Annotated in this window: 20 protein-coding genes and 1 pseudogene; 8 read left to right on the forward strand and 13 right to left on the reverse strand. The window is 70.8% G+C overall.

Translation table 11 applies throughout. The features are described 5' to 3' along the window. Positions 1–164 precede the first annotated feature (164 nt). Positions 165–443, reverse strand: coding sequence for a DUF2277 domain-containing protein (locus tag FXO23_RS36570; RefSeq protein WP_158890900.1), 279 nt, complete (start codon positions 441–443; stop codon positions 165–167). Between the two features lie 169 nt (positions 444–612). Between FXO23_RS36570 and FXO23_RS36575 the strand changes: the two genes are divergently transcribed. Genes FXO23_RS36575 through FXO23_RS36585 form a run of 3 tightly spaced genes read left to right on the forward strand, consistent with a single transcriptional unit; the run spans position 613 to position 3,635 of the window. Continuing rightward, the gene (locus FXO23_RS36575; RefSeq protein ID WP_158890902.1) at positions 613–1,173 is read left to right on the forward strand and encodes a PadR family transcriptional regulator; all 561 of its coding nucleotides are present in this window, start codon (positions 613–615) and stop codon (positions 1,171–1,173) included. After that, complete coding sequence (locus FXO23_RS36580; protein ID WP_158890904.1) at positions 1,170–3,197, forward strand: NADPH-dependent 2,4-dienoyl-CoA reductase; 2,028 nt, start codon at positions 1,170–1,172, stop codon at positions 3,195–3,197. Before FXO23_RS36575 ends, FXO23_RS36580 begins: the two co-directional genes overlap by 4 nt. Positions 3,198–3,206: 9 nt before the next feature. After that, positions 3,207–3,635, forward strand: coding sequence for a nuclear transport factor 2 family protein (locus tag FXO23_RS36585; RefSeq protein ID WP_158890906.1), 429 nt, complete (start codon positions 3,207–3,209; stop codon positions 3,633–3,635). On the opposite strand, the gene FXO23_RS36590 is transcribed toward FXO23_RS36585, so the two are convergent. Then, positions 3,632–4,603 (reverse strand): aldo/keto reductase, encoded by a 972-nt coding sequence (locus FXO23_RS36590; RefSeq protein ID WP_158890908.1) that lies wholly within the window; start codon positions 4,601–4,603, stop codon positions 3,632–3,634. The two genes, FXO23_RS36585 and FXO23_RS36590, sit on opposite strands and share 4 nt — an antisense overlap. A 116-nt stretch (positions 4,604–4,719) precedes the next feature. Between FXO23_RS36590 and FXO23_RS52370 the strand changes: the two genes are divergently transcribed. Continuing rightward, positions 4,720–4,848 carry a hypothetical protein gene (locus FXO23_RS52370; protein WP_281356683.1) on the forward strand — a complete coding sequence of 43 codons (129 nt, stop codon included), beginning with the start codon at positions 4,720–4,722 and terminating at the stop codon, positions 4,846–4,848. On the opposite strand, the gene FXO23_RS36595 is transcribed toward FXO23_RS52370, so the two are convergent. The 3 genes from FXO23_RS36595 to FXO23_RS36605 form a co-directional block, all read right to left on the reverse strand. Then, entirely contained in the window at positions 4,849–5,445 is a 597-nt protein-coding gene (locus tag FXO23_RS36595; RefSeq protein WP_158890910.1) for a hypothetical protein, read from the reverse strand. Between the two features lie 233 nt (positions 5,446–5,678). Continuing rightward, on the reverse strand, positions 5,679–6,032 hold the full coding sequence (locus FXO23_RS36600) for an arsenate reductase family protein (RefSeq protein ID WP_158890912.1): 354 nt from the start codon (positions 6,030–6,032) through the stop codon (positions 5,679–5,681). Between the two features lie 31 nt (positions 6,033–6,063). Next, positions 6,064–8,109, reverse strand: coding sequence for an oxygenase MpaB family protein (locus FXO23_RS36605; RefSeq protein ID WP_246258237.1), 2,046 nt, complete (start codon positions 8,107–8,109; stop codon positions 6,064–6,066). Between the two features lie 148 nt (positions 8,110–8,257). On the opposite strand from FXO23_RS36605, the pseudogene FXO23_RS52755 reads away from it, so the two are divergent. The 4 genes and pseudogenes from FXO23_RS52755 to FXO23_RS36625 all read left to right on the forward strand — a co-directional run. Then, positions 8,258–8,557: pseudogene (locus FXO23_RS52755) on the forward strand (PucR family transcriptional regulator ligand-binding domain-containing protein); the annotation flags it as partial. Positions 8,558–8,679: 122 nt separating this feature from the next. Continuing rightward, a complete protein-coding gene (locus tag FXO23_RS36615; protein WP_158890916.1) occupies positions 8,680–9,780 on the forward strand; it encodes a C45 family autoproteolytic acyltransferase/hydrolase in 1,101 nt (366 codons plus the stop codon). Then, on the forward strand, positions 9,777–9,995 hold the full coding sequence (locus FXO23_RS36620) for a hypothetical protein (protein WP_158890918.1): 219 nt from the start codon (positions 9,777–9,779) through the stop codon (positions 9,993–9,995). Before FXO23_RS36615 ends, FXO23_RS36620 begins: the two co-directional genes overlap by 4 nt. Positions 9,996–10,182: 187 nt before the next feature. After that, complete coding sequence (locus FXO23_RS36625; RefSeq protein WP_158890920.1) at positions 10,183–10,737, forward strand: GNAT family N-acetyltransferase; 555 nt, start codon at positions 10,183–10,185, stop codon at positions 10,735–10,737. A 1-nt stretch (position 10,738) separates the two neighbouring features. Here FXO23_RS36625 and FXO23_RS36630 read toward each other — a convergent pair whose 3' ends face one another. From FXO23_RS36630 to FXO23_RS36660, 8 genes are all read right to left on the reverse strand, one after another. Beyond that, entirely contained in the window at positions 10,739–12,250 is a 1,512-nt protein-coding gene (locus FXO23_RS36630; RefSeq protein WP_158890922.1) for an FAD-dependent oxidoreductase, read from the reverse strand. Beyond that, positions 12,243–13,607, reverse strand: a complete 1,365-nt coding sequence (locus FXO23_RS36635; RefSeq protein ID WP_246258238.1) for a GH1 family beta-glucosidase — start codon at positions 13,605–13,607, stop codon at positions 12,243–12,245. Before FXO23_RS36635 ends, FXO23_RS36630 begins: the two co-directional genes overlap by 8 nt. Continuing rightward, a complete protein-coding gene (locus tag FXO23_RS51905; protein ID WP_246258239.1) occupies positions 13,604–15,535 on the reverse strand; it encodes a YyaL domain-containing protein in 1,932 nt (643 codons plus the stop codon). The genes FXO23_RS36635 and FXO23_RS51905 overlap by 4 nt, the downstream gene beginning before the upstream one ends. Further along, entirely contained in the window at positions 15,532–17,991 is a 2,460-nt protein-coding gene (locus tag FXO23_RS36640) for an alpha-mannosidase (protein WP_158890926.1), read from the reverse strand. Before FXO23_RS36640 ends, FXO23_RS51905 begins: the two co-directional genes overlap by 4 nt. 2 nt (positions 17,992–17,993) lie before the next feature. Then, positions 17,994–18,815: a carbohydrate ABC transporter permease gene (locus FXO23_RS36645; protein WP_158890928.1), complete on the reverse strand. Its 822-nt coding sequence runs from the start codon at positions 18,813–18,815 to the stop codon at positions 17,994–17,996. Between the two features lie 4 nt (positions 18,816–18,819). Next, entirely contained in the window at positions 18,820–19,743 is a 924-nt protein-coding gene (locus FXO23_RS36650) for a carbohydrate ABC transporter permease (RefSeq protein WP_246258240.1), read from the reverse strand. Positions 19,744–19,747: 4 nt separating this feature from the next. Next, positions 19,748–21,082 carry an ABC transporter substrate-binding protein gene (locus FXO23_RS36655; RefSeq protein ID WP_158890930.1) on the reverse strand — a complete coding sequence of 445 codons (1,335 nt, stop codon included), beginning with the start codon at positions 21,080–21,082 and terminating at the stop codon, positions 19,748–19,750. A 136-nt stretch (positions 21,083–21,218) separates the two neighbouring features. Further along, positions 21,219–22,259, reverse strand: coding sequence for a LacI family DNA-binding transcriptional regulator (locus FXO23_RS36660; RefSeq protein WP_158890932.1), 1,041 nt, complete (start codon positions 22,257–22,259; stop codon positions 21,219–21,221). Positions 22,260–22,283 lie beyond the last annotated feature (24 nt).

Here is a 22,283-nt window from a genome sequence, read left to right on the forward strand (position 1 = left end):
AAAACCACCAACCCCCCACGTTAAAACACCAGACCGGTTAGAACCGGCCCAAACACTCATGACACCCTCGTGCGCGGCCACCCCAGCACCAGCCCGCCCGTTTGACGGAAGCGCCACCCGGTCCCTGATCGCCTGCGACCACTGCCCAGCCGGGAATGACTCGTCTAGGACTTGGCGGCCTTCGCGGCGATCCGGGCTTGGACCTCGGGACGGCGCAGCGGCGGCACGGTGGCCGGGGGCTGGCGCCGGGCGGGCAGCTCGTCGAGCAGCCGGGTGGTGATCGCGGCGATCTCGGCGACCGCGGCCTCGAACGGTTCGCGGGTCGCGTCCGACAGGCTCTGCACCCCGCTCACCTTCCGCACGTACTGACGGGCAGCGGCTTCGATCTCCTCCGCGGTCGCCGACGGCTCCAGCCCGCGGAGAGTGGTGATGTTTCGGCACATAAATGCCAGCGTACGGGGCCACCCGGGGACACACGAGGAGCGAGGGACCTTTGCTACGGCTCAACCGGAGTAAAGGTCCCTCGCTCCCGTTGAACCGGAGCAAAGGTCCCTCCCTGCCGCGCTATGCATCTAGTTGCAATGCAACCCGTTGCATAGTAGCTTCACGATCATGGCGTTGGAGCACGCGATCCTGGTGTCGCTGGAAGAACGGTCCGGGTCCGGCTACGAGCTGGCCCGGCGGTTCGACAAGTCGATCGGGTACTTCTGGGCCGCGAGCCACCAGCAGATCTACCGCACGCTCAAGCGGATGGTCGAACTCGGCTGGGTGTCGGCCGACCATGTCACGCAGTCCGAGGCGCCGGACAAGAAGGTCTACCGGGTCAGCGCCGCGGGCCGGGACGAACTCGCCCGGTGGATCGCCGAATCCACCGAACCCGCCGCCTTCCGCAACGACCTGTCGGTCAAGGTCCGCGCCGCCTCCTACGGCGACGTCGACGACGTGCTCGCCGAACTCGTCCACCACCGGCGGCGCCACCTCGAACGGCTCGACGTCTACCGGGCCATCGAGAAGCACGACTTCCCCGATCCCGCGCGACTGTCCGGCCAGTCGCTGCACCAGTACCTGGTCCTGCGCGGCGGCATCCGCGCCGAACAGGGCCTCGCGGACTGGTGCGACGAAGTACTCGACGCCCTGCGCCGCGATCAGGGCCGCACCAAGGATCGATCATGAGCGCGTATCCGCATGTCCTCGCCCCGCTCGACCTCGGGTTCACGACCCTGCGCAACCGCGTGATCATGGGTTCGATGCACACCGGCTTGGAGGACCGGGCGAAGGACTTCCCCAAGCTGGCCGAGTATTTCGCGGAACGGGCCCGCGGTGGGGTCGGCCTGATGGTCACCGGCGGATTCGCGCCGAACCGGACCGGGTCGTTCTACCCGTTCGCGTCCAAGCTGACCACGCCCGCCGAGGCGCGCCGGCATCGCCGGATCACCGACGCGGTGCACGAAGCGGGCGGGAAGATCGCCCTGCAACTGCTGCACGCCGGGCGCTACGCCTACCACCCGCTGTCGGTGTCGGCCTCGGCGATCAAGGCGCCGATCAACCCGTTCCGGCCGCGTTCCCTGTCCGACCGCGGGGTGCGGGCCCAGATCCGGGCGTTCGCCGACGCGACCGCACTGGCCCGGGAGGCCGGTTACGACGGCGTCGAGATCATGGGCTCGGAGGGCTACTTCATCAACCAGTTCCTCGCGCCCCGGACGAACCGGCGGACCGACCGCTGGGGCGGCAGCGCGGAGAACCGGCGCCGGATCGCGGTGGAGATCGTGCGCCGGTCCCGGTTGGCGGCCGGCGAGGACTTCATCGTCATGTACCGCCTGTCCATGCTGGACCTGGTCGAGGACGGCCAGACCTGGCAGGAGGTCGTCGATCTCGCCACCGAGATCGAAGCGGCCGGGGCCACCATCATCAACACCGGGATCGGCTGGCACGAGGCCCGCGTGCCCACCATCGTCACCTCGGTCCCCCGGGCCGCGTTCACCGGCATCACCGCGAAGCTCAAACCGCATGTTGGCATCCCGGTGGTCACCTCGAACCGGATCAACATGCCCCAGGTCGCCGAGGAGATCCTCGCGCGCGGGGACGCGGACCTGATCTCCATGGCCCGCCCGTTGCTGGCCGATCCGGAATGGGTGGCCAAGGCCGAAACCGGCCGATCCGACGAGATCAACACCTGCATCGCGTGCAACCAGGCCTGCCTGGACCACACGTTCGCCAAGAAACGCGCGTCCTGCATGGTCAATCCGCGTGCCGCCCGGGAAACCGAACTCACCCTGCTGCCCGCCCGGCGGACGAAGCGGGTCGCCGTGATCGGCGCCGGTCCGGCCGGGCTGTCCGCGGCCGTCGCGCTCGCCGAACGCGGGCACCACGTGGACCTGTTCGAAGCCGAGGACGACATCGGCGGCCAGTTCGCCATCGCCCGGCGCATCCCGGGCAAGGAGGAGTTCGCCGAAACCATCCGCTACTACCGCCGCCGCCTCGAAGTCACCGGGGTGAAGCTGCACCTGAACACCCGGGCCACCGCGGCGGATCTGCTCGGCCAGGAGTTCGACGAGGTCGTCGTCGCCACCGGCGTCGCCCCGCGGGTGCCCGGGATCCCGGGCATCGACCACCCGTCCGTACTGTCCTATGTGGACGTCGTGCGGCTCGGCAAGCCGGTCGGCGACCGGGTCGCGGTGATCGGCGCGGGCGGGATCGGCGTGGACGTCAGCGAATTCCTCACCCATGACCACTCCCCCGCGCTGGATCTCGACGCGTGGCGGGCCGAATGGGGCGTCACCGATCCGGAGGTCACCCGCGGCGGGGTCACCCAGCCGCGGCCCGGACCGTCCCCGCGCCAGGTGTACCTGTTGCAGCGCAAGACATCCCGGATCGGCAAGGGACTCGGGAAGACGACCGGCTGGGTGCACCGAGCCGCATTGAAGGCCAAGAACGTCGAACAGCTCACCGGGGTCAACTACGAGCGGATCGACGACGCGGGCCTGCACATCTCCTTCGGGCCGAAACGCGAGCGGCCCCGGGTGCTCGAGGTGGACACGGTCGTGGTCTGCGCGGGTCAGGAGTCCGTGCGCGACCTCGTCGACGAACTGACCCTCGCCGGAGTGGTCACCCATGTCATCGGCGGCGCCGACGTCGCCGCCGAACTGGACGCCAAGCGCGCGATCAACCAGGGCACGCGCCTCGCCGCGACAGTGTAAGGAGAATCCATGAGCACGGCAGACAAGTTCCGCGCGGCCGTCGAGTCGGGTGATTTCACCGCCGGACTCGAACTGTTCGCTCCGGACGTCCGCTTCTTCAGCCCGGTCAAGTTCAAACCCTTCGAAGGCATCGAAACGGTGAGCGCGCTGTTCCGGGTCCTGCAACGCACCTTCGAGGACTTCCGGTACGTCGGCCAGCTGTCCGGCCGGGGCGAGGAAGGCGACGGCGGGCCGGAGACCGACACGCATCTGCTGCACTTCCGGACCGTGGTCGAGGGCAAGAAGGTCGAAGGGATCGACCTCATCCAGCTCGACCACCGCGAGCTGATCTCCACGTTCACCGTGATGATCCGCCCGATGTCCGCGCTGCAGACCGTCAGCGACGCGATCCTGAAGGGCCTCGTCGCCGACGGCGTGGTCCCCGCGCCCGCCGGTTAGGCGAAGCCGCGCACCGGATGCGGCCGGTAGGGCTCCTCGAGCGCCTTGCTCTCCTCGTCGGAAAGCTCCACGTCCAGCGCGGCGACGGCGTCGGACAGGTGGTGCGGTTTGGTCGCCCCGACGATCGGGGCGTCGACGCCCGGCTGCGCCAGCACCCAGGCCAGCGCCACCTGGGCGCGGGGGATCCCCCGGCGCTCGGCGACCTCCCCGACCCGGTCGACCGTCGTGCGGTCGCCCTCTTCGTAGAGCGTCTTGCCGAACTCGTCGGTCTCCGTCCGATCGGTCACCTCGCCCCACGGGCGCGCGAGCCGTCCCCGGGCCAGCGGGCTCCACGGGATCACGCCGATCCCCTGGTCGCGGCACAGCGGGAGCATCTCCCGCTCCTCTTCCCGGTAGATCAGGTTGTAGTGGTTCTGCATGCTGACGAACCGCGTCCAGCCGTGCAGATCGGCCAGGTAGAGCAGCTTCGCGAACTGCCACGCGTGCATCGAGGAGGCGCCGATGTACCGCGCCTTGCCCGCCTTGACCACGTCGTGCAGCGCCTCCAGCGTCTCCTCGGGCGGCGTGCGCCCGTCGAAGCGGTGGATCTGGTAGAGGTCGACGTAGTCGGTGCCGAGCCGCCGGAGGCTGTCGTCGATCTCGGACATGATGGCTTTCCGGGACAGCCCCTCGCCGTTGGGTCCGGGGCGCATCCGGCCGCGCACCTTCGTCGCGATGACCAGGTCCTCGCGCCGGGCCATCCCGAGCAGCACCCGGCCGGTGATCTCCTCGCTGCTGCCGGCCGAATAGACGTTCGCGGTGTCGAAGAAATTGATCCCGGCGTCCAGTGCCTGCCGGAAGAACGGCTTGCTGGCCTCCTCGTCCAGCGACCACTCGTGGGTTCCGCGGGCGGGGTCGCCGTAGCTCATGCACCCCAGGCAGATCCTGGAGATCTGCAGACCGGTCCCGCCCAGTGTCGTGTACTCCATCGATGTCCTCCTCGCGACGGATCCGACCCTAGGACCTGGAGCGCACTCCAGCACAACCGGGAATACCGGCGGTCCGGGCGCGGTCGGGTTCACCAGGCACCGACGAGAGGAAGCGCATGGACACAGCGGCCGACTGGGCGGAGGCACGACTCCCCGGCCTGGTGGACGAGGTCGTCACGACGATCCTCAAGGAGGTCGACTGCTACCGCGCCGAGGAACTGCTCAAGCTGCTCGCCGCGTGCTGATCAGCTCCGGCTCTCCGGGGTGCGGCGGGCCCGCGCGTCCCGGCGGTCGTGGTCGCCTGGCTCCGCGCCGTCGGCGAGCAGGTCCTCGAACACCGTGCGGTAGCGCACCATCGCGTCGCGCAGCTTTTCGGTGGAGGCCTCGGTGTGCTCGTGGTTCCGCATGGTCTCGTGGGCGCTGCGGTAATGTTCGAGCGTCCGGGCGTGCTGGACCGACAGATCCGCGAGCTGCTGGTCATAGCCCTCGGTCGGGTAGCCGCGTTCGGCCATCAGCTCGACCAGGACCCGATCCGCCTCGGCGACCGCGCGGGCGGGCCGATCGACGAACTGCTCCTGGATCAGCGCCCACCGCTGGGCGTACCGCTCGTGGGCGGACGGCGAAAGCGGCCGGATGTCCAGTTCGGCGTGGCGCTTCTCCCGGGCGGCGAGTTCCCGCTCCGCGTCCCGGCGGCTGTCCCGGTCCCGCACGGTCCGTTCGTACTCGGGACCGAACCGGTCCCGCAGGCGCTTCCGTTGCAACTCCAGGGTCACCAGCCAGGTGACCGCGCCGAGCACCGCGATCGCGATCAGGATGATGACGACGAGCAACCACGTGGGCATCGCACTCTCCTCTACGAGTTCGTGAGTTGTGCCCCCCGTGAGCGCGGAATGCCCCGCGGCCCGTGGGAAAAACCCGTGCGGGCCAAGGAGTTCTCAGCTTGCGTCAATCGGCGGCCGCGATACCGCCGATTGGTGGTCACCTCGTCTACAGCGGTTTTGTGAGCCGACGTGTTCGGGTCCCCTTCGTGGGAGACCTCAACAAAGCGGTGCCGTATAGGTCGTTATACGCCTGGCTACGGGATGATCTCGCGGAGCGAGTCTTCGTCGCGGGCCACCACGGCGCGCCGCTCGGTTCGCACGATCGGGCGCTGGATCAGCGCGGGATTGTCCACCAGCAGCTCGATCCAGCGCTCCCGGTCCTTCGGCCAGTCCGCGACGCCCAGTTCCTTGGCCACCGGCTCGTTCGTCCGGGTGATCTCCCAGGGCTCGGCGCCGAGCAGGTCCAGTACTTCGGTCAGCTCGGCAGCGGTGGGCGGCCGGTCCAGGTAACGGCGTTCGACGTACTCGACGCCCGCCTCGTCCAGGGCCTGCTTGGCCGTCCTCGACTTCGAGCAACGCGGGTTGTGCCAGATCTCCACGCCCGCCATTGTTCCAGGCGGGCGGCCCGTCCGCCCGCGGCTACCGGGTGCGCGTGCCCAGGAGGGGTTCGGATTCGACCAGGCCGATGTCGCTGGGTTCTCGGCGGTCGCTGAACACGCGCTCGCGTTGTTTGGCGCGCAGTTCCAGATGGGCCTGTGCGGGTTGGGGGAAGCCGTAGCGTTCCCGGGCTTGGGCGGGGGTGAGCGCCTCGGGGGTGGCGGGCGGGACGCCGAGCAGGATCGGGGCCGCGACGGGCGTGGTCGAGGGGGAAAGCAGGTGCAGTGCGCCGAGCTGGGCCCAGCGGCTGATCCGGATCAGGCGGAAGGAGAGCCGCATGACCGGCACGATCAGCGCATCCAGCAACCGGCTCTGGCGGATACCGGCCATGTCGCGCATCCAGCGCGGCATGGACGCGATGGTGGCGACGCGCAGGGCGGTGGTGACGACCAGGGTCGCCGGCCAGTGCACCGGGGGTATCGGGGGCAGCATCACCTCGGCGTGCAGCAGGTGGTCCATGGTGGAGCGGGCCACCTCGGAGCCGACCAGCTGGGGGCGCATTCGTTCGAAGTACGCGCGGACGCCGTCCCGGTCGCGGGGGACGTCGGCGGGGTCGCAGGTCTGCAGTTCGGCCGCGGTGGCACAGTCGGCCCAGTAGCGGGCCTCCTCCTCCGGGCTGAGCTTGCCGGGGCCGTATTTCTCGTAGGCGTACAGGATCGAGTGCCAGGCGGTCAGGTGGATCCACAACTGCGATTCGGGATCGTTGGCGTCGTAGGGCTCGCCGCTGCCCGGCTCGATGCCGATGCCCACCGAATGGACCTTGACCAGCACGTCGGCGGCTTTCATGGTCTGCCGGGTGCCGGCGAACGCCACCATCGCGAAGTACCGCAGCGTTCGGTCGTAGCGGGTGCGCGGGCGGGTGCGGATCGCCCTGGTCGCGTCGACGGAAGCCACCAGCCCGGGGTCGAGTTCCTCGACCACGACCGCGCGCTGGAAACCCACGCTGAGCGAGGTCGGGTAGCTCCAGACCTGCCAGGTCACCGAGCCAGGGCCGAAGAAGCCGTGGTCGGCGTGCGGCGTGATCTTCGAGCGGACGCCGCGCGCGAGTTCCCGCAGGCGCGCGGTCGACGGCGGGGTGTCGGGCTCGGCGCCCGTCACCGCGATCAGCACCGGCAGCACCAGCCGGAGCAGGCCGAGCAGCAGCAGACCGACCGCGCCGGTACCGAGCAGGACCGCCACAACCGCGACGAAGATCCACGCCGAGGTCGACTCCCAGCGCAGGTCGCCCGCGTAGAAAAGCACGCCGATCAGTGCGAGCACCGCGAAAGCGACCAGCGCGGCCAGGCCGACCGCGGCGCGCCGCAGATCGCCCTCCGCGGTGGCCTGCAGGATCAGCACGCCCACGGTGACCATCAACACGCTCAGCTCGCGCAGGTCCAGCACGCTCACCGGCCAGGGCCACCAGGATCCGAACTCCTCGGGACGGGCGAAGAACACCACCCCGGCCGAGAGCAGCCCGATCCCCTCGATCCCGGCGATGACGCGCGCCCACACCGGCATCGGCGCGGTGCGCGCACGGCTGTCCAGATCGTTGTCCGCCCGGCGGGTCAGCTGGGCCGGCAGCGTCAGCACCGTGAGCACCAGCGCGAGCCCGAGAACCAGCTGCCACAAGCCCGCGACCGGCACGTCGACCGAAATCCCGGCGACGTCGACGTCGCGGGACGGATTCAGGTCCCCGTCGTACAGGTTGGTGGCGAGCAGGCCCCCAGCGGCCAGCACGAGCGGGGCGAAGCCGGCGATCCGGGCGTTGGTCCAGCCCGGCTCCAGCGCGGCCAGCACGAACAACACGAAGGCGGCGCCGAAACCGGCGCCCATCGTGATGGCGGTGAGCGGGTTCGCCACGGTCCACGCGAACCAGACATCCGTGGCACCGCTGCCCAGGGACAGCACCAGGAACAAACCGCCACACACCAGCGCGAGCGGCGCGAACAAACCATCGCGCACCGCCGTGTGCAGCGCCTTGCCCGGTGGCTCCGGCACGCGCAAACGGCTGTCGAAGTTCTCCGCCGGTGCTCCCGACACGTTCATGGCACCTCCCATCGGTGCGCCGAGTGTCACACCACGACCACGCACCCGGGAAGCCGATCGGAGCAAATTCTACCTAACGGTAGGTTCGGGTCGGCGGAACCTGTCATCGTCGTGACAGGTAAGGAGACTCCCCGGCTACCGTGGCGGCATGGGAGTCTCGCCGCGCTGGCTGCTGGCCCGCCCGGAACTGGGTTTGACCGCGGTCGCCGGCCCCGACCAGGACCGGTCGCTGGAGTTCGCGCACAGCATCGATCTGGCCGATCCCGGCCGTTGGTTGTCCGGTGGGGGGCTTGTCCTGACCACCGGCGCGCGGCTCCCCGCGGAAGGCGCGGGACAGCGGAAGTACCTCACCGGTCTGCACCGCGCCGGGGTGGCGGCGCTCGGCTTCGGGATCGGCCTCTCGCACGACACGATCCCCGCGACCATCCGGCGCGCCGCGGACGAGCTGGGGCTCCCGGTGCTCGAGGGCACCAGCGCGACCGGCCTCGGCGCGCTCGCCTCCGAAGTAGCCTGGGACGCGGTGCTCAGCAGCGCGGAATGCCCGCACACTCACTCCACAAAGGACATTGCATGGCCATACCCGTCCAGCTGTCAACGGAAATCGATGCCTTCGCCCGCGGCCGAGCGGTCGGGAAAGCCTGCCGGGACACCCTGCGCACCGCCTTCGCCGGGTACGCGGAACTGTTCGCCGCGCACGGCGCTCCCCCGGACCGGATCCGCGCCTGGGGCGAACGCGCTCTGGCGGAAACCGCCTACTGGGCGCCGTACCTCGCCGAGGAGATCGCCGGGTTCGCCGACGGCGCCGGGCTGGAACGCTGGCAGCTCGGCGCGCTCAACGGCCGGACGGAGGTCCTGGCCGCCGCGGCGGCGAGCCCGGGCGAGGGCGAATGCTCGACCGCGGTCACCCTGCTCCCCGGCGCCGCGCCGCGGACCGTGCAGACCTGGGACTGGCACGACACGCTGCGCGACGGGCGGCTGATCTGGTCGCTCGAACCCCGTGCCGGGCATCGGGTGCACACGTTCACCGAGGTCGGCGTGGTCGGCAAGATCGGGGTGAACAGCGCCGGGCTCGGCGTGCACTTCAACGTGCTGCGCCACGATTCCGACCACGACGAAATCGGTGTCCCGGTGCACGTCGTCGCCCGCCGGATCCTCGACGAGGCGTCGACCGTCGAGGAAGCCATCCGGCTCGCGCGGTCGGCCCGGCTCTCGGCCTCCTCGGTGATCACCGTGGTCACCGAGGACTCGGCGCGGTGCCTCGAACTCTGCCCGGCGGGAGTGGCCGAGCTTCCGGTGTCCGACGGATTCCTGGTGCACACCAACCATTTCCTGGACCCGGAGCTGGCCGCCGGGGAACAAACCGGCGTGGACGAATCGTCGTCCAGCTACGACCGCCTGCCGCTGTTGCGGGAGCGGAACGCGGAACTGGGTGCGGCGGACCGGACCCGGCGGGCCCGGGCGCTGCACTCGCACCGCGGCGAGGGCGCGCCCCTCTGCGCGCACCCCGATCCCGCGCTCCCCGCGCACGAGCGGTGGGAAACCCTCGCGACGATCAGCCTCGAGGTGGCGCCGCCCGGGGTGATGTACGTGCACGAGGGCGGCCCGTGCACGGTGGGGCCGGAGACCTGGCAGGCGATCGGTATCGAGCAGGAAGCAAGGGAAACCGCATGACCGCGGACATCAGCTACGACCCGCGCACCGGCGAGCCCGCGGGCGAGGTTCCGGCGAGCACCCCCGACGAGGTCGACGCCCAGCAGATCGTCCCCGATCACCCGGCCCGCCTCGCGCAGCACGGGCAACGCGGTCACCGCGGATCCGCCCCGGGGCGCCTGGGAGGCGGCCCGAGCGCGGGGCCACGTCCGCGAACGTGCAACTCACATCCCTGAACGTGCAACTCGCTTGCCCGAACGTGCAACTCGCGCGACTGAAACGGGGGACTCGCGCGACCGGAACGGGGGACTCGCGATCGTCTGGCACTCGGCCGTGGCGGGGCGGCTCGAATAAGGCGTGGACTGCCGGGGCGGTTCCGGCCACGATGGCGACTGGTCATGCCTATCGAGAAAGGGCGCGCGGGTGCACGTCTTCCTGGAGACAAAGCGGCTGGTGCTGCGGCGGTTCACCGAGGCCGACGTGGACGACCTGGTGCTGCTGGACAGCGATCCGGAGGTGATGCGTTTCCTCACCGGCGAGCCCACACCGCGCGCCGAGATCGAGGGCGACGTGCTGCCCAGGATCCTGCGCGACTACGGTCGCGGACCCGCGGGCCGCTGGGCGGCGATCGAGCGGTCCACCGGGGAGTTCGTCGGCTGGCTCGCCCTCCAGCCGCCGGAAGACGGCAACGTCGCGGAGGTGGAACTCGGCTATCGGCTCAAGGCGCCGGTCTGGGGCCGGGGATACGCCACCGAGGGAGCGCGGGCGCTGATCCGGAAGGGATTCACCGAACTCGGCGTGCAGCGGGTGTGGGCCCAGACCATGGCGGTCAACACCGCCTCCCGCCGGGTGCTGGAAAAAGCCGGTCTCACCTACGTGCGGACCTTTCACCCGCACTTCGACGATCCGCTCCCGGGCACCGAGCACGGCGAGGTCGAGTACGAGCTACGGCGTGCCCGGTGGGCGGGCCACGACTAGCTCAGGCCAGGACCTGGCCTTCGGCGGCGAGCCGGTCCTGCAGTTCGGCCACGTCCACCCGCTGGACCGGCCGGCCGGTGGCCAGGGCCAGGGTCGCCGCCAGACCGGCGGCGTGCCCGAGCATCTGGTACTGCACCTCCATCCGCACCGAGCTGAACGCCACGTGCGAGGCGCTCACGCACACCGGCACCAGGAGGTTGGCGCACTGGTGGTACCGCGGCACGATCGACCGGTACGGGATCGGGTACGGCCGCACCGGCACCGAAAGGTATCCCTCGTTGAACACCGACGCGATGGGGTCCGGATGTTCGTAGACCCAGCGCCAGGTGCGCCGGACCTCGCGGATGTCCACGTGGTACGAGCCCAGAGCCACCACGTCGTATTTCGGCACCGGCGCGGGTAGCAGGTCGTGCTCGGTGAGCACGTACTCGCCGAGCATCCGGCGCGCCTCCCGCACGTAGAGCTGGTGCGGAAGGCCGCCGGTGTCGGCGAACTCGTCCGCGGGCAACCCCCATTCGGCGATCTCCCGGCGCACCAGTTCGGGAACGGCCGGGTCGTTGCCGAGGAAGTACAGGAAATCCCGCGTGTAGTCCCGGTGCCGCTGCCGGATTCGTTCCCGGGCAACGGCATCGGCCTCGGGATACGCCCAGTTCGTGCCGTCGAGCAGGTTCAGCGAAAGCGGCCCGATCGAATTCCCGTCGCATTTGCCGTGCGGCAGGTTCGGGACCAGTCCGAGCAGTTCCGCCGCGGCCACCTTGATTCCTTGCCGGTCCAGCAGCGCGAAGTACCGGCGCCCCAGCTCCCATTCCGCTTCGTCGTAACCGGCGCGGCGGGCGAACGGGATCCGGTCGGCGGCACGGCTCAGGCACACCCGGTAGCCGTAGGCCATCACGCCGCCGTCCCCTTCGCCCACGTCGACCGCGGGCCGGTCGTGGATCAGCGGCAGCAGCGACCCGTCGGCGGCGAAGGGCGACAGGTACGGCGGGAAGTTGTGCTTACCGGGTGCGGGTTCCCGCCGCCCGGCGAGCGTTTCGCCGTACGCCGCCCGGCCCTCCCGGCCGACCCGGTAGCCGACGCCCGCGGCCGCGAGCAGATCGCCCTCGTAGCTCGCGTCGACGAACACCCCGGCCCGGTAGTCCCGCCCGTCCGTGCCGCGGAGCGCGGTGATCGAACCGTCCACAGTGTCCACCGACGCGAGCGCGGTGCCGAGAACGACGCGCACCCCGGCGCGGTCCAGCCAGGCGCGGAAGATCTCCTCCGCGGCATGTGGTTCCGGTCCCGCGTAGTGCCCGGGCGCCACGCCGTAGTACTCGCCCACCGCCACGGAGAACTCCCGGGCCAGCCCGCCCAGCACCCGCGGGTCGCCCAGGTCCGTATAACCCAGCCCGCCGGAAACCATGCCGCCCACGTGCCGCCCCGGTTCGACGACGGTGACCTCGACCCCGTGCCGCGCCGCGGCCACCGCGGCGGCGACCCCGGCCGCGGTCGCCCCGTACACCACCAGTTCACTCATCGACGGCCTCCGGCAACGCGTTGGCCGCCGCGATCCGGGCGTAGTACCGGCCGCTGTCCTTCACCGTGCGCGCCTGGCTCGCGTAGTCGACGTGCACCAGCCCGAACCGCGGCGCGTACCCCATCGCCCACTCGAAATTGTCCAGCAGGGACCAGTGGAAGTACCCCCGCACGGGCGCCCCGCGTTCGATCGCCCGGTGCACCGCGGCCAGATGATCGCGCAGGAACCGGATCCGCCGGTCGTCACGAATGCGGCCGTCGGCGCCGGGCCGGTCGTCGAACGCCGCGCCGTTCTCGGTGATCAGCACCGGCACGTCCCCGTAGTCGGCACGCAGCCGCAGCAGCAGATCGGTCAGCGAATCGGGCACGATCGGCCACCCGAGTCCGGAGACCGGCGTGCCCTCGGGCGCCCCGGCCACCTTCCAGCCGAACGGCTCGTGCCCGGGAACCGCCCGCATCACCCGGTTCGTGTAGTAGTTCACCCCGACGAAATCGGCTCCCGCCCCGATCGTCTCGAGATCCCCGGGCCGCACGAAGTCCAGCGGGCCGAGGACGCTTTCGTAGCGCTGCCACATATCGGCGGGATAGCGCCCGCGCAGCACCGGATCGAGGAACCAGCGGTTGACGTAGCCGTCGGAACCTTCGGCCGCCCCGCGGTCCTCCGGCGCGTCGCTGGCCGGGTAGTGCGGGAAGAGGCTGAAGGCGACCCCGGCCTGGCCGCCGCTGCCCCCGGCGCGCAACGCCCGCACCGCACGGCCGTGGCCGAGCAGCAGGTGGTGCATGACCCGCACGGCGCCCGCCAGGTCCCGCTCCCCCGGCGCGTGCAGGCCGAGGTGGTGGCCGAGCAAGCCGACGATCCACGGCTCGTTCTGGGTCACCCAGAACCGCACCCGGTCACCGTACGCGGCGAAACACGCGTCGGCGTAGGCGGCGAACCGGTCCACCACATCCCGGTTCCGCCAACCCCCGGTCTCCTGCAGTGCCTGCGGGAGGTCCCAGTGGTACAGCGTGACGAGCGGGGTGATCCCCCGGTCCAGCAGGGCGTCGACCAACCGGTCGTAGTGGCCGAGCCCCGCGCCGCACACCGCGCCGGCGCCGTCCGGGAACAGGCGCGGCCAGGAGATCGAGAACCGGTAGGCGGACAGTCCCAGCTCGGCCATCAGGTCCACATCGGACGGCCAGCGGCGGTAGTGGTCGCACGCGATGTCCCCGGTTTCCCCGTTGGCGACGGCGCCGGGTTCGCGGGCGAACGCGTCCCAGATGGACTCGCCACGTCCGTCCACTGTGGTCGATCCCTCCACCTGGTAGGCGGAGGCGGCCGCGCCCCACAGGAAGCCGTCGGGAAAGCGCGCGGTCACGCGTCCTCCTCCAGCGTCGCCTCGCAGGCGTAGAGCAGCACCCCGACGCACCAGGCGTGCGACAGCGTCAGCAGCATCCCTTTCGGCTGGTAGCAGGCGGTCTGGTAGAAGCGCTCGCTGACCATACCGCGGTAGGCGTTGAAATCGCCGTCGTGGCGGGCGACGAACTGCCGGAAGCAGGCGAGGTTCTCCCGGGCCGCGGCGAGGTAGTACTCGTCCCCGAGGTACCGGCCCAGCCGGCGCAGTTCCGGGACGCAGATCAGGCCGTAGGAGTGCAGGTGCTGGTTGGCCGGGGACGCCTGGTCGGCGCCGCGGCTGCGAAAGCCGTACTGCGCGAGCAGAGTGTGCGGCGGGAAGTCGACGTCGTAGGTGTACCGGAAGGTGAGCGTCCAATCGGCCACGCGCCGGGCGGCGGACAGCCATTCGTCCGCGCGGTCGCGTTCGAACATCGCGACGTAGGCCAGCACGGCGAGGTAGCCGTCCTCCGAACTCGGCGCCAGATCGACGTCCTCCGGCGCGCCGTGCAGGAACTCGTCCTCGACCGCGCCCAGGTGGTAGCGGCCCGCCCGCCGCGCGGCCGCCAGGTAGCGCGGTTCCCGCCACGCCGTCGCCGCCTCCGCGAGCGCGGGAATCCAGGCGAGTCCCGCCGTCCCCGCCCAGTCGAGCACCGCGCCGGTCTTCGCGTGATAGGCCGAGCCCAGCGCGCCGTCCGCACGCTGCACGCCGCAGACGAAGTCCACATTGGACCGCACGGCGCGTTCCCAGTCCGGCCGCGGGTGGCCCGCGGCCCGTTCGCGCACCGCGGCCCGGAGCAGGAACAGCGCGGCCTCGCCCAGGGTGCGCGCGTGCAACCGGTTCGGGTCCGGGCTCCAGCCGGTCCGCCACCCCGCGTCGGCGGTCCACTGCCCCCAGAAGGTGCCCGCCGGGGCCAGATTGGCGGCGATGTGGTCGAGCACCGCGGCCCCGGCGGCCGCGTATTCGGCCCGGCCGATGCGGCGGCCGTGGCGCAGCAACGCATACGCGTAGGGCGCGCCGCTGATCCAGGACACGTGCATCGCCTGCCGGTCGCCCCGCTCCCCCAGCGCGTGCCGGTCGAACGCCGCGGTTTCCAGCAGTACGGGCGGCTCCGGCCGATAGTGCCAGCGGTACAATCCCCAGGCGGCCAGCTCGGCGGCTTCGGCCACGGACACCCAGGCCACCGCCTCCGGATCGGCGGGCGCGGTCCGCCGGTGCACGTCCCGCAGCACGCCGGTGTACTCGTGCCGGTCCGGGCCCAGCAGGTAGACGTCGAAGAACACCGCCTCGGTCTGCCCCGGCGACCACTGGAACGCGGGCAGATCCGCGGGCAACGGCAGCGGCGAGCCGTCGTAGACCACCGGCTCTTCGCGGTAGGGGAAGTGCAGCCGCAGCACCGGATGGTCCCCGGCCATGGCGAAACCGAGTCCGGCCTGGCCGAGCGCGGACCGCTCGGTGGTGACCAGCGCGGCCCCGCCCGCGCGGTCCCAGCCGAACACCGCGGGGGTCGCGGCGCGGTCCGCCCGCAGGCCCCACGCGTCGGACTCCAGCAGCGCGGGATCCGGATCGCGGACGGTGAACCGGGGAAACCGCACGGCACAGCCGTCCACCCGGTTCTCCCCGTAGAACACCCCGGGCACCAGCCAGCCCGGATCGTCGCACGCGCCGAGCCGTAGTTCCACGCGCAGCCCGGCCGCCACCGGCGTCGCCGACCGGCAGGTGACCTCCAGCCGCACGGCGAACCGGCCGTTCCCGCAGGCGGACGACTCCGTGGTGACCACAAAGGACGGTGACTGTCCGTTGGCGATCCGTTCCGCGCCGCCGCCGGCGAACAGCATCGTGACCTCGAGCGGCGGCGCCGGATCGGCTTCCGCCGTCCAGCCGCCGGACTGGACCGGATCGAGCAGCGTCATGCCCCGGCCTCCGGCGACGCCCATTCCAGCAGATCGGTTTCCACGACCGGGGCTTCGCCGTCGCGGGGCACCCGGAACGTCTTCACCTCACCCGCCCGGAACACCGCCCGCACCGCGCGGCCGAGCAACGGCAGCTCCACGGTCACCTCGGCCGGGCGGCCGGCGGTCTCGTAGGCCCGCACGACCACGTCACCGGCGCCGTCCTCGTCCAGTTTGAGCACGGTCGGCAGCACCGATTCCTCGTCCACCGACAGGAACGAGTTCCGCTGCGGCAGGTCACCGTCGTGAAAGGACTCGAGCAGCGGGAACGCCGGCTGGTTGAGCTCGGCCGCGAGCCGGACGGTCCCGGCCTCCCGCCAGTCGCCCGCATGCGGCAACAACCGGTAAGTGAACCGCTGCCGCCCCTGGTCCAGGTAGCCGTAGTCCTCGTCCGGGTCCAGCTCCCGGGGCTCGTGCCAGGCGTAGACCGGGCTCCGGGCGACGGTGATGCCGATGTCCCCGCCGCGCACGTCATGGGCGTACTTGCCGTCGTTGAGCACGGACAGCCCCGCCGGGCGGCCATCGGGCAGGACACCGGAAACGTCCACCCACGCCTGGGCGGTTTCCTCGCTCCCGTCCGCGGGCCGCCGCAGGTGGCCGTAGGGGATCTCGAACGTCGCGTCCTCGCTCCGCACCGCGGTCGGGAACCGCAGTTTGAGCATCCGCAACCGCTCCTGCCAGTCCAGGGTCACCCGCACCTCGAGGTGCCGCGCCCGCGCGCCGAGCACGAACTCCTCGACGAGGGTGGACGCGCCGTGCACGGCCCGCACCCGGATCACCGCCCGCACCGGCCCGTTCTCCACCAGCCGCACCGATTCCGCGGTGAACTCCCCGGCCACGTCCTGGTAGGCGCGCACCCGATGGCTCCAGGTGTCGGACCGGTCCTCCAGGACCATCGCATGCGGCTTCCCGCGCTCGGCGGCGAGTTCCCGATCGTGCGCCTTGTCGTAGAGCCGGCGCAGCCAGCCGGTGGCCGGATCGACCTCGATCGCGAGGAACTCGTTCTCCAGGGTCGTGTCCGAGGCCCGCACCTCGTTGGCGGACGTCCGGTCCGCGGCGGGCCGGATCCGGTAGACGCGGTAGCCCAGCGGCGGCACGTCGACCGCCAGGGCTAGTCTTCCGCGTGGCCCGTTCACGGTAGCCGCCGACTGGGTGCGCTGCACCGGAACCATTCGGTCCTCGTCGTCGGCGACTTCGGCCGCGGCGCCCGGGAACCCCGCGAACTCGAATTCCACGTCGGCCCGCAGCCGCCACGGATGCGGGTTGAACACCACCAGCGGGGTCATCCGCGGTTCGGCCGGAATGTGGATCCGGCGGCTCAGCACCTGCACCGCCCGGTTGAACGCGCGGGAGGCCACCGAGATCGCGTGCCCGAACTGGTCGCGGCTGTCGGTGTAGGCGGGTTCGATCGCCGCGCCGCCCAGCGTGTCGTGGAACTGGTTCAGCAGCACCAGCTTCCAGGCCTCGCCGAACCCCGCGAGCGGGTACCCGATCCCGCCGAGCACCGCGGCCACGGTGGCCCACTTCTCCGCGCGCAGCAAGGTGTTCTCCGCACGCCGGTTCCACCGCTTGACCCCGGCGTGCGCCGAGTAGCAGCCGACCGCGTGGTGCTGCAGTTCCCCGGCGTGCACCGGGATCTCCGCGCCGCCTTCGACGAGCCGGTCGAAGAACTCGCGCGGCGACCCGCACCGCAGCCGCGGCAACCCGTCCGCCGCGTCGAGCCGCCGGATGCTGTCCAGGTTCGCCCGGGTCGGCCCGCCCCCGTGGTTGCCGACCCCGTAGAAGACCATCAGCTCCGGAATGTCCGGCGGCAGCTGGGCCAGCGATTTGTCCACCTGGTACCCGAGGTCGTGGCCGGAGCTGCCGTACTCGTGCGGGATCCGGTAGGCGAGCACGCGGGACCCGTCCGGTGACTCCCACCAGAAGTACGGCCCGGGCAGCGCCTTCTCATGCGGGCCGGGGCGCAGGAAGACATAGGAGTCCATCCCGCTCTTGCGCAGCAGCTGCGGGATGGACGCGTTGTGCCCGAAGGAATCGACGTTGCAGCCGACCGTGGCGATGATGCCGAACTTCGCGTGCAGGTAGCGCTGCGAGTACAGCGCCTGCCGGACGAACGACTCGCCCGCGGGCAGGTTGCAGTCCGGTTCCACCCACCAGCCGCCGACCATCCGCCAGCGGCCGTCGGCGATCCGGCGGCCGATTTCGGCGAACAGTTCCGGATCGCTCTCTTCCACCCATTCGAGATAGCAGACCGAATCGCAGGTGAACACGAACTCGGGGTATTCCGCCATCCGGTCGATCGCGGAGCGGAACGTCGCACGCACCTCCTGGTAGCCCTCGGGCCACTGCCACAGCCACACCGGATCGATGTGCGCGTTTCCGATCATGTGCACCAGGCGTTCCGCCGATCCGGCCATGACTACCCCTTCCGCCCTTCGGTCGCGATGCCCCGGATGAAATGCCGCTGGGCGAGGAAGAACACGACGACCATGGGCAGCGTGGTGAGCACGCTGCCGGCCAGCACGATCTCCCACTGCTGCTCACCGCCCTGGCCGAACTGGTCGGAAATGCTCTTCAGCCCTCGGGGCAGTGTGAACAGATCCGGATCGCGCAGGTAGATCAGCGGTTTGAGCAGTTCCGACCAGCTCGCCTTGAGTTCGAAGACGAAGGTGACCACGAGCGCCGGCCGGCACAGCGGCAACGCGATGCGCCAGAACATCGTCCAGTAGTTCGCTCCGTCCACCCGCGCGGCCTCGAACATCTCCCGGGGCAGGCCGAGGAAGAACTGGCGCAGCAGGAAGATGTAGAAGGCGCTGCCGAACAGGTTGGCCGCCCACAGCGGCACCTGGGTGTTGGCGAGCCCGGCGCCGTCCCAGATCAGGTACACCGGGATCATGGTCACCGCGCCCGGCAGCATCATCGTCGCCAGCACCAGACCGAACAGCGCGTTCCGCCCGGGAAACCGGAAGTACGCGAACCCGAAGGCCACCACCGAACTGGTCAGGGTCACCGCGACGGCCGCGGCCAGGGCCACCGCCACGCTGTTGAACAGCCAGTCCAGCACCGGCGCCGCGCGCCAGATCTCGACGTAGTTCTGCCACGCCCAGCGGTGCGGCACCAGCGCGTTGTCGAACACCTGCGAACGCGGTTTGAGCGAGGCGCCGAGCAGCCAGAGGAACGGGTAGAGGAACAGCGCCGAGGCCGCGATCAGCAGCGCGCCGAAAACGAGCCTTCGCGTCATCGGCTCACCGGCCCTCGTAGTGGACGAACCGCTTGCTCAACCGCACCTGGATCGCGGTGATCGCCAGGATGACCAGGAACAGCAGCCAGGCCATCGCCGACGCGTACCCCATGTGCAGGAACTGGAACGCCTGCTGGAAGAGGTAGATGAGGTAGAACAGCGCGGCGTCGCTGCTGTAACTCGCCGAGGACGCGCTGCCGTAGAAGGCGGTGTACGCCTCGTCGAAGGTCTGCAGCGCGGCGATGGTCTGCACGATCAGGGTGAAGAACAGCGCGCCGCTGATCATCGGCACGGTGATCTTGCGGAACCGCTGCCAGGCCGAGGCGCCGTCGATCTCCGCGGCCTCGTACAACTCGCTCGGGACGTTCTTCAGCGCCGCGAGGTAGATCACCACCGTGCTGCCGACCGACCAGAGATGCATGAGCACCAGCCCGGGTTTCACCCAGAGGTCATCGGTGCTCCACTGCGGACCTTCGATTCCGATCGCGCCGAGCGCCGCGTTGACCACGCCGACCTGCCCGTTGAACAGCAACAGGAACAGCACGCCGACGGCGACCTTGGGCGTGACCTCCGGCAGGTAGAACACCGTGCGGAAGAACCCGGCCGAGCGGCGGCCGACCCGGGCGAGCAACGAGGCCAGGGCCAGCGACACGGCCATGTGCGCGGGCACCGCGAGGACCGTGTAGATCATGGTGTTCGCCATGCTCTTCGCGATCTTCGGATCGGCCAGGATCTCCTCGTAGTTGGCCCATCCGGCGAACCGGGGCGCGTTGAGCGCGTCGTAGTCGGTGAACGACAGGACCAGGCTGGCGACCATCGGGATCGCCATGAAGATCACGAACCCGATCATCCACGGGGACAGGAAGGCATACGCGGCCCAGGTCTCCCCGCGGCGGAATCGCGTCCGCCTGCGCTCCACAGTGGACACCGGACTACCTCCCGGCCGCGCGGTCGAGGGCCTGCTGCGCCTCCCGCTGCGCCTGGGCGAGCGCGTCCGCGGATTTCTGCTTGCCGGAGAGCACCCGGTTCACCGCGTCCTGCCACGCCGTCTTGAACTCCGCCCCGGCCTTCGAGGACGGCATCGCGAACGCCGACTTCTGCGCCTCCAGCGTCGCCCGCACGGCGGCGTCCAACGCCGGTCGGTCCCCGAGCTGGACCAGCTCGCCGAAGATCTTCCGGTCGGCGATCTCGTTTCCGGTGTAGATCCCGGTGAACGCCTTGCCTTCGGCCTTGCGCTTGTCGGCCCGGGCCCGCGCCGCCGCGACCCAGGTGTCCGCATCGGACATGGTCTTGATGAACGCGCACGCCTGGTCCTTGTGCTTGCTCCCGGCCGGAATCGCCCACGCGCTGCCGGTCACCCAGTCGATCGGTCGGCCCTGCTGGTCGGGGAACGGCGCGACCGTCAAGGCGGTCCCGGGTGCGACGTTGGCCAGCACGTTGAGGTACCAGTCCTCCATCGGGAAGGCGGCCAGCTGGTCCTTGCTGAACGGGTTCTGCTCCCCGAAGAAGTCGAACGAATCGCGGAACGCCTTGACCGCGCCCCAGCCGCCCTGCGCGTCGAGCAGGCTCACCGCGTAGTCCAGTGCCGCCACCAGGGCCGGATCGGTGAGCTGGGCGGCCTTCCCGTCGTCGCTGAGCATCCGCACCCCGTTGGCGCGCGCCCACAGCGGGAGGAACTCGGGGATCTTCGGGTCGAAGCCGATCCGGGTCAGCCCACCACCGGGTCCGTGCCTGGTCAGCGCGCGGGCCACCTGGGCCAGCGCGGCGCGGTCGCTGGGGTTCACGTCCCGCGGCCGCAATCCCGCGGAGTGCACGGCGGCGTCGTTGATCATCAGGATCCGGTTGTTGTAGAACTCGGGCAGGCCGTAGAGCACGCCGTCCTGGGTGATCTCGGCGAGCGCGGCCTTGCGGTACTGATCGAGATTGATCCCCTGCTTCTCGACGCAGCCCCGCAACGGTTCCAGCGTGCGGCGGGCGGCGTAGCTGCCGAGCAGCTGGCGGTCCAGGTAGATCAGGTCCGGCGGGGTGCCGGAGGCGACCGCGGAGAGGAACTGCTGCGCGTTGAACGCGCTGCCGCCCACCTGCACCCGGGCCGGGGCGATGACCTGGTTGGCGCGCTCGACCCGGGTCTTGGCGACCTCGTCGGCCAGGCCGAAGCCCATCGTGGTGAGCACCGCGGTATCGCCCGAGTCGTTCGCCCGGCGCCCCACCCCACCGCATCCGGCGAGCACGAGCACGAGCACCGCGGCGAGCACCCCGAACCGCATCGACCTGCCCTTTCCTCCGCGCCATTGAGGGGAAAAGTGAATGAAGCCCGGAGGCCCACCCAGTGTGGAATCGTTGCCACAAGTCTGGGACGGCGGTGGATTCCCGTCAAGACGCTGATCGGTTTCGCGGGGCCCGTCAGCCGGCGGCGGGGCCGGTGGAGCCCCGCACGAGGAGTTCCGGTTCCACCCGGATGGTCCTGGCTCGTTCCGGCCCGCCGCCGGAAAGCCGCTCCAGCAGCACCTCGGCGCAGCGCCGCCCGAACTCCACGGTGTGCTGGGTGACCGTGGTGATCGCCGGCCGGACCATCGACATCCACGGCACGTCGTCGTAGGCCGCGAGCGAAAGCCGCAGGGGAATCCGCATCCGCCGGTGCTGGATCTCCTCCAGCGCCCCCTGGGCGAGCACGTTGTTGGCCGCGAACACCGCGGTGACCTCGGGGTACGCGTCGAGCAGACCGCCGAGGGCGCCCCGGGCCGCGGTCACGTCGAAACTGGTGGTGTAGGCGATGAGCCGCTCGTCGACCGGCGCCCCGGCCGCCTCGTGCGCGGCGCGGTAACCCGCCAGCCGCCCCGAACCGGTCGTCCACTTCGTCTCGTCGATGAGCAACGCGATCCGCCGGTGCCCCAGGCCGAGCAGGTGCCGGGTGACCAGTTCGGCGCCGGATTCGTTCGCGCCGAGCACCGCGTCGCCGTACCGGGTGCTCACCCGCCGATCGGCCTGCACGACCCGGACCCCTTGCCGGCACAGGCTCTGGACCGCGCCGGCGGACACCGGGGTCACGATCACCCCGGGCACCCGCATGGCGACGAATGCCTGCACCGCCGACATCTCCTCCTCGGCCCGGCCGTCGTCGTTGACCAGCACCATGTGATAACCGGCGGCGCGCAGCACCTGCTCGATCCCGGCGGCCAGATCCGCGTAGAACGGGTTGCGCAGATCGGAGATCAGCACCCCGATCGATCGGCTCGACCGGCTGCGCAGGGTCCGCGCGTTCGCGTCCGGGACGTAGCCGATCCGGGCCGCGGCGGCGAGCACCCGCTCGCGCACCTCGGGCGCCGCGTAACCGCTGCCGTTGAGCGCCCGCGACACGGTGGACGGCGAAACCCCCGCCTCGCGGGCCACGTCGGCTCCGGTCGGCGGGCGATTCGCTGGACGATCCTTGGTCCCGCCGGCCACGCCCGAAGTCTAAGGCCTGCGGCT

Source organism: Amycolatopsis anabasis (assembly GCF_009765355.1).
In the GTDB taxonomy this organism is placed as follows: Bacteria; Actinomycetota; Actinomycetes; order Mycobacteriales; family Pseudonocardiaceae; genus Amycolatopsis; species Amycolatopsis anabasis.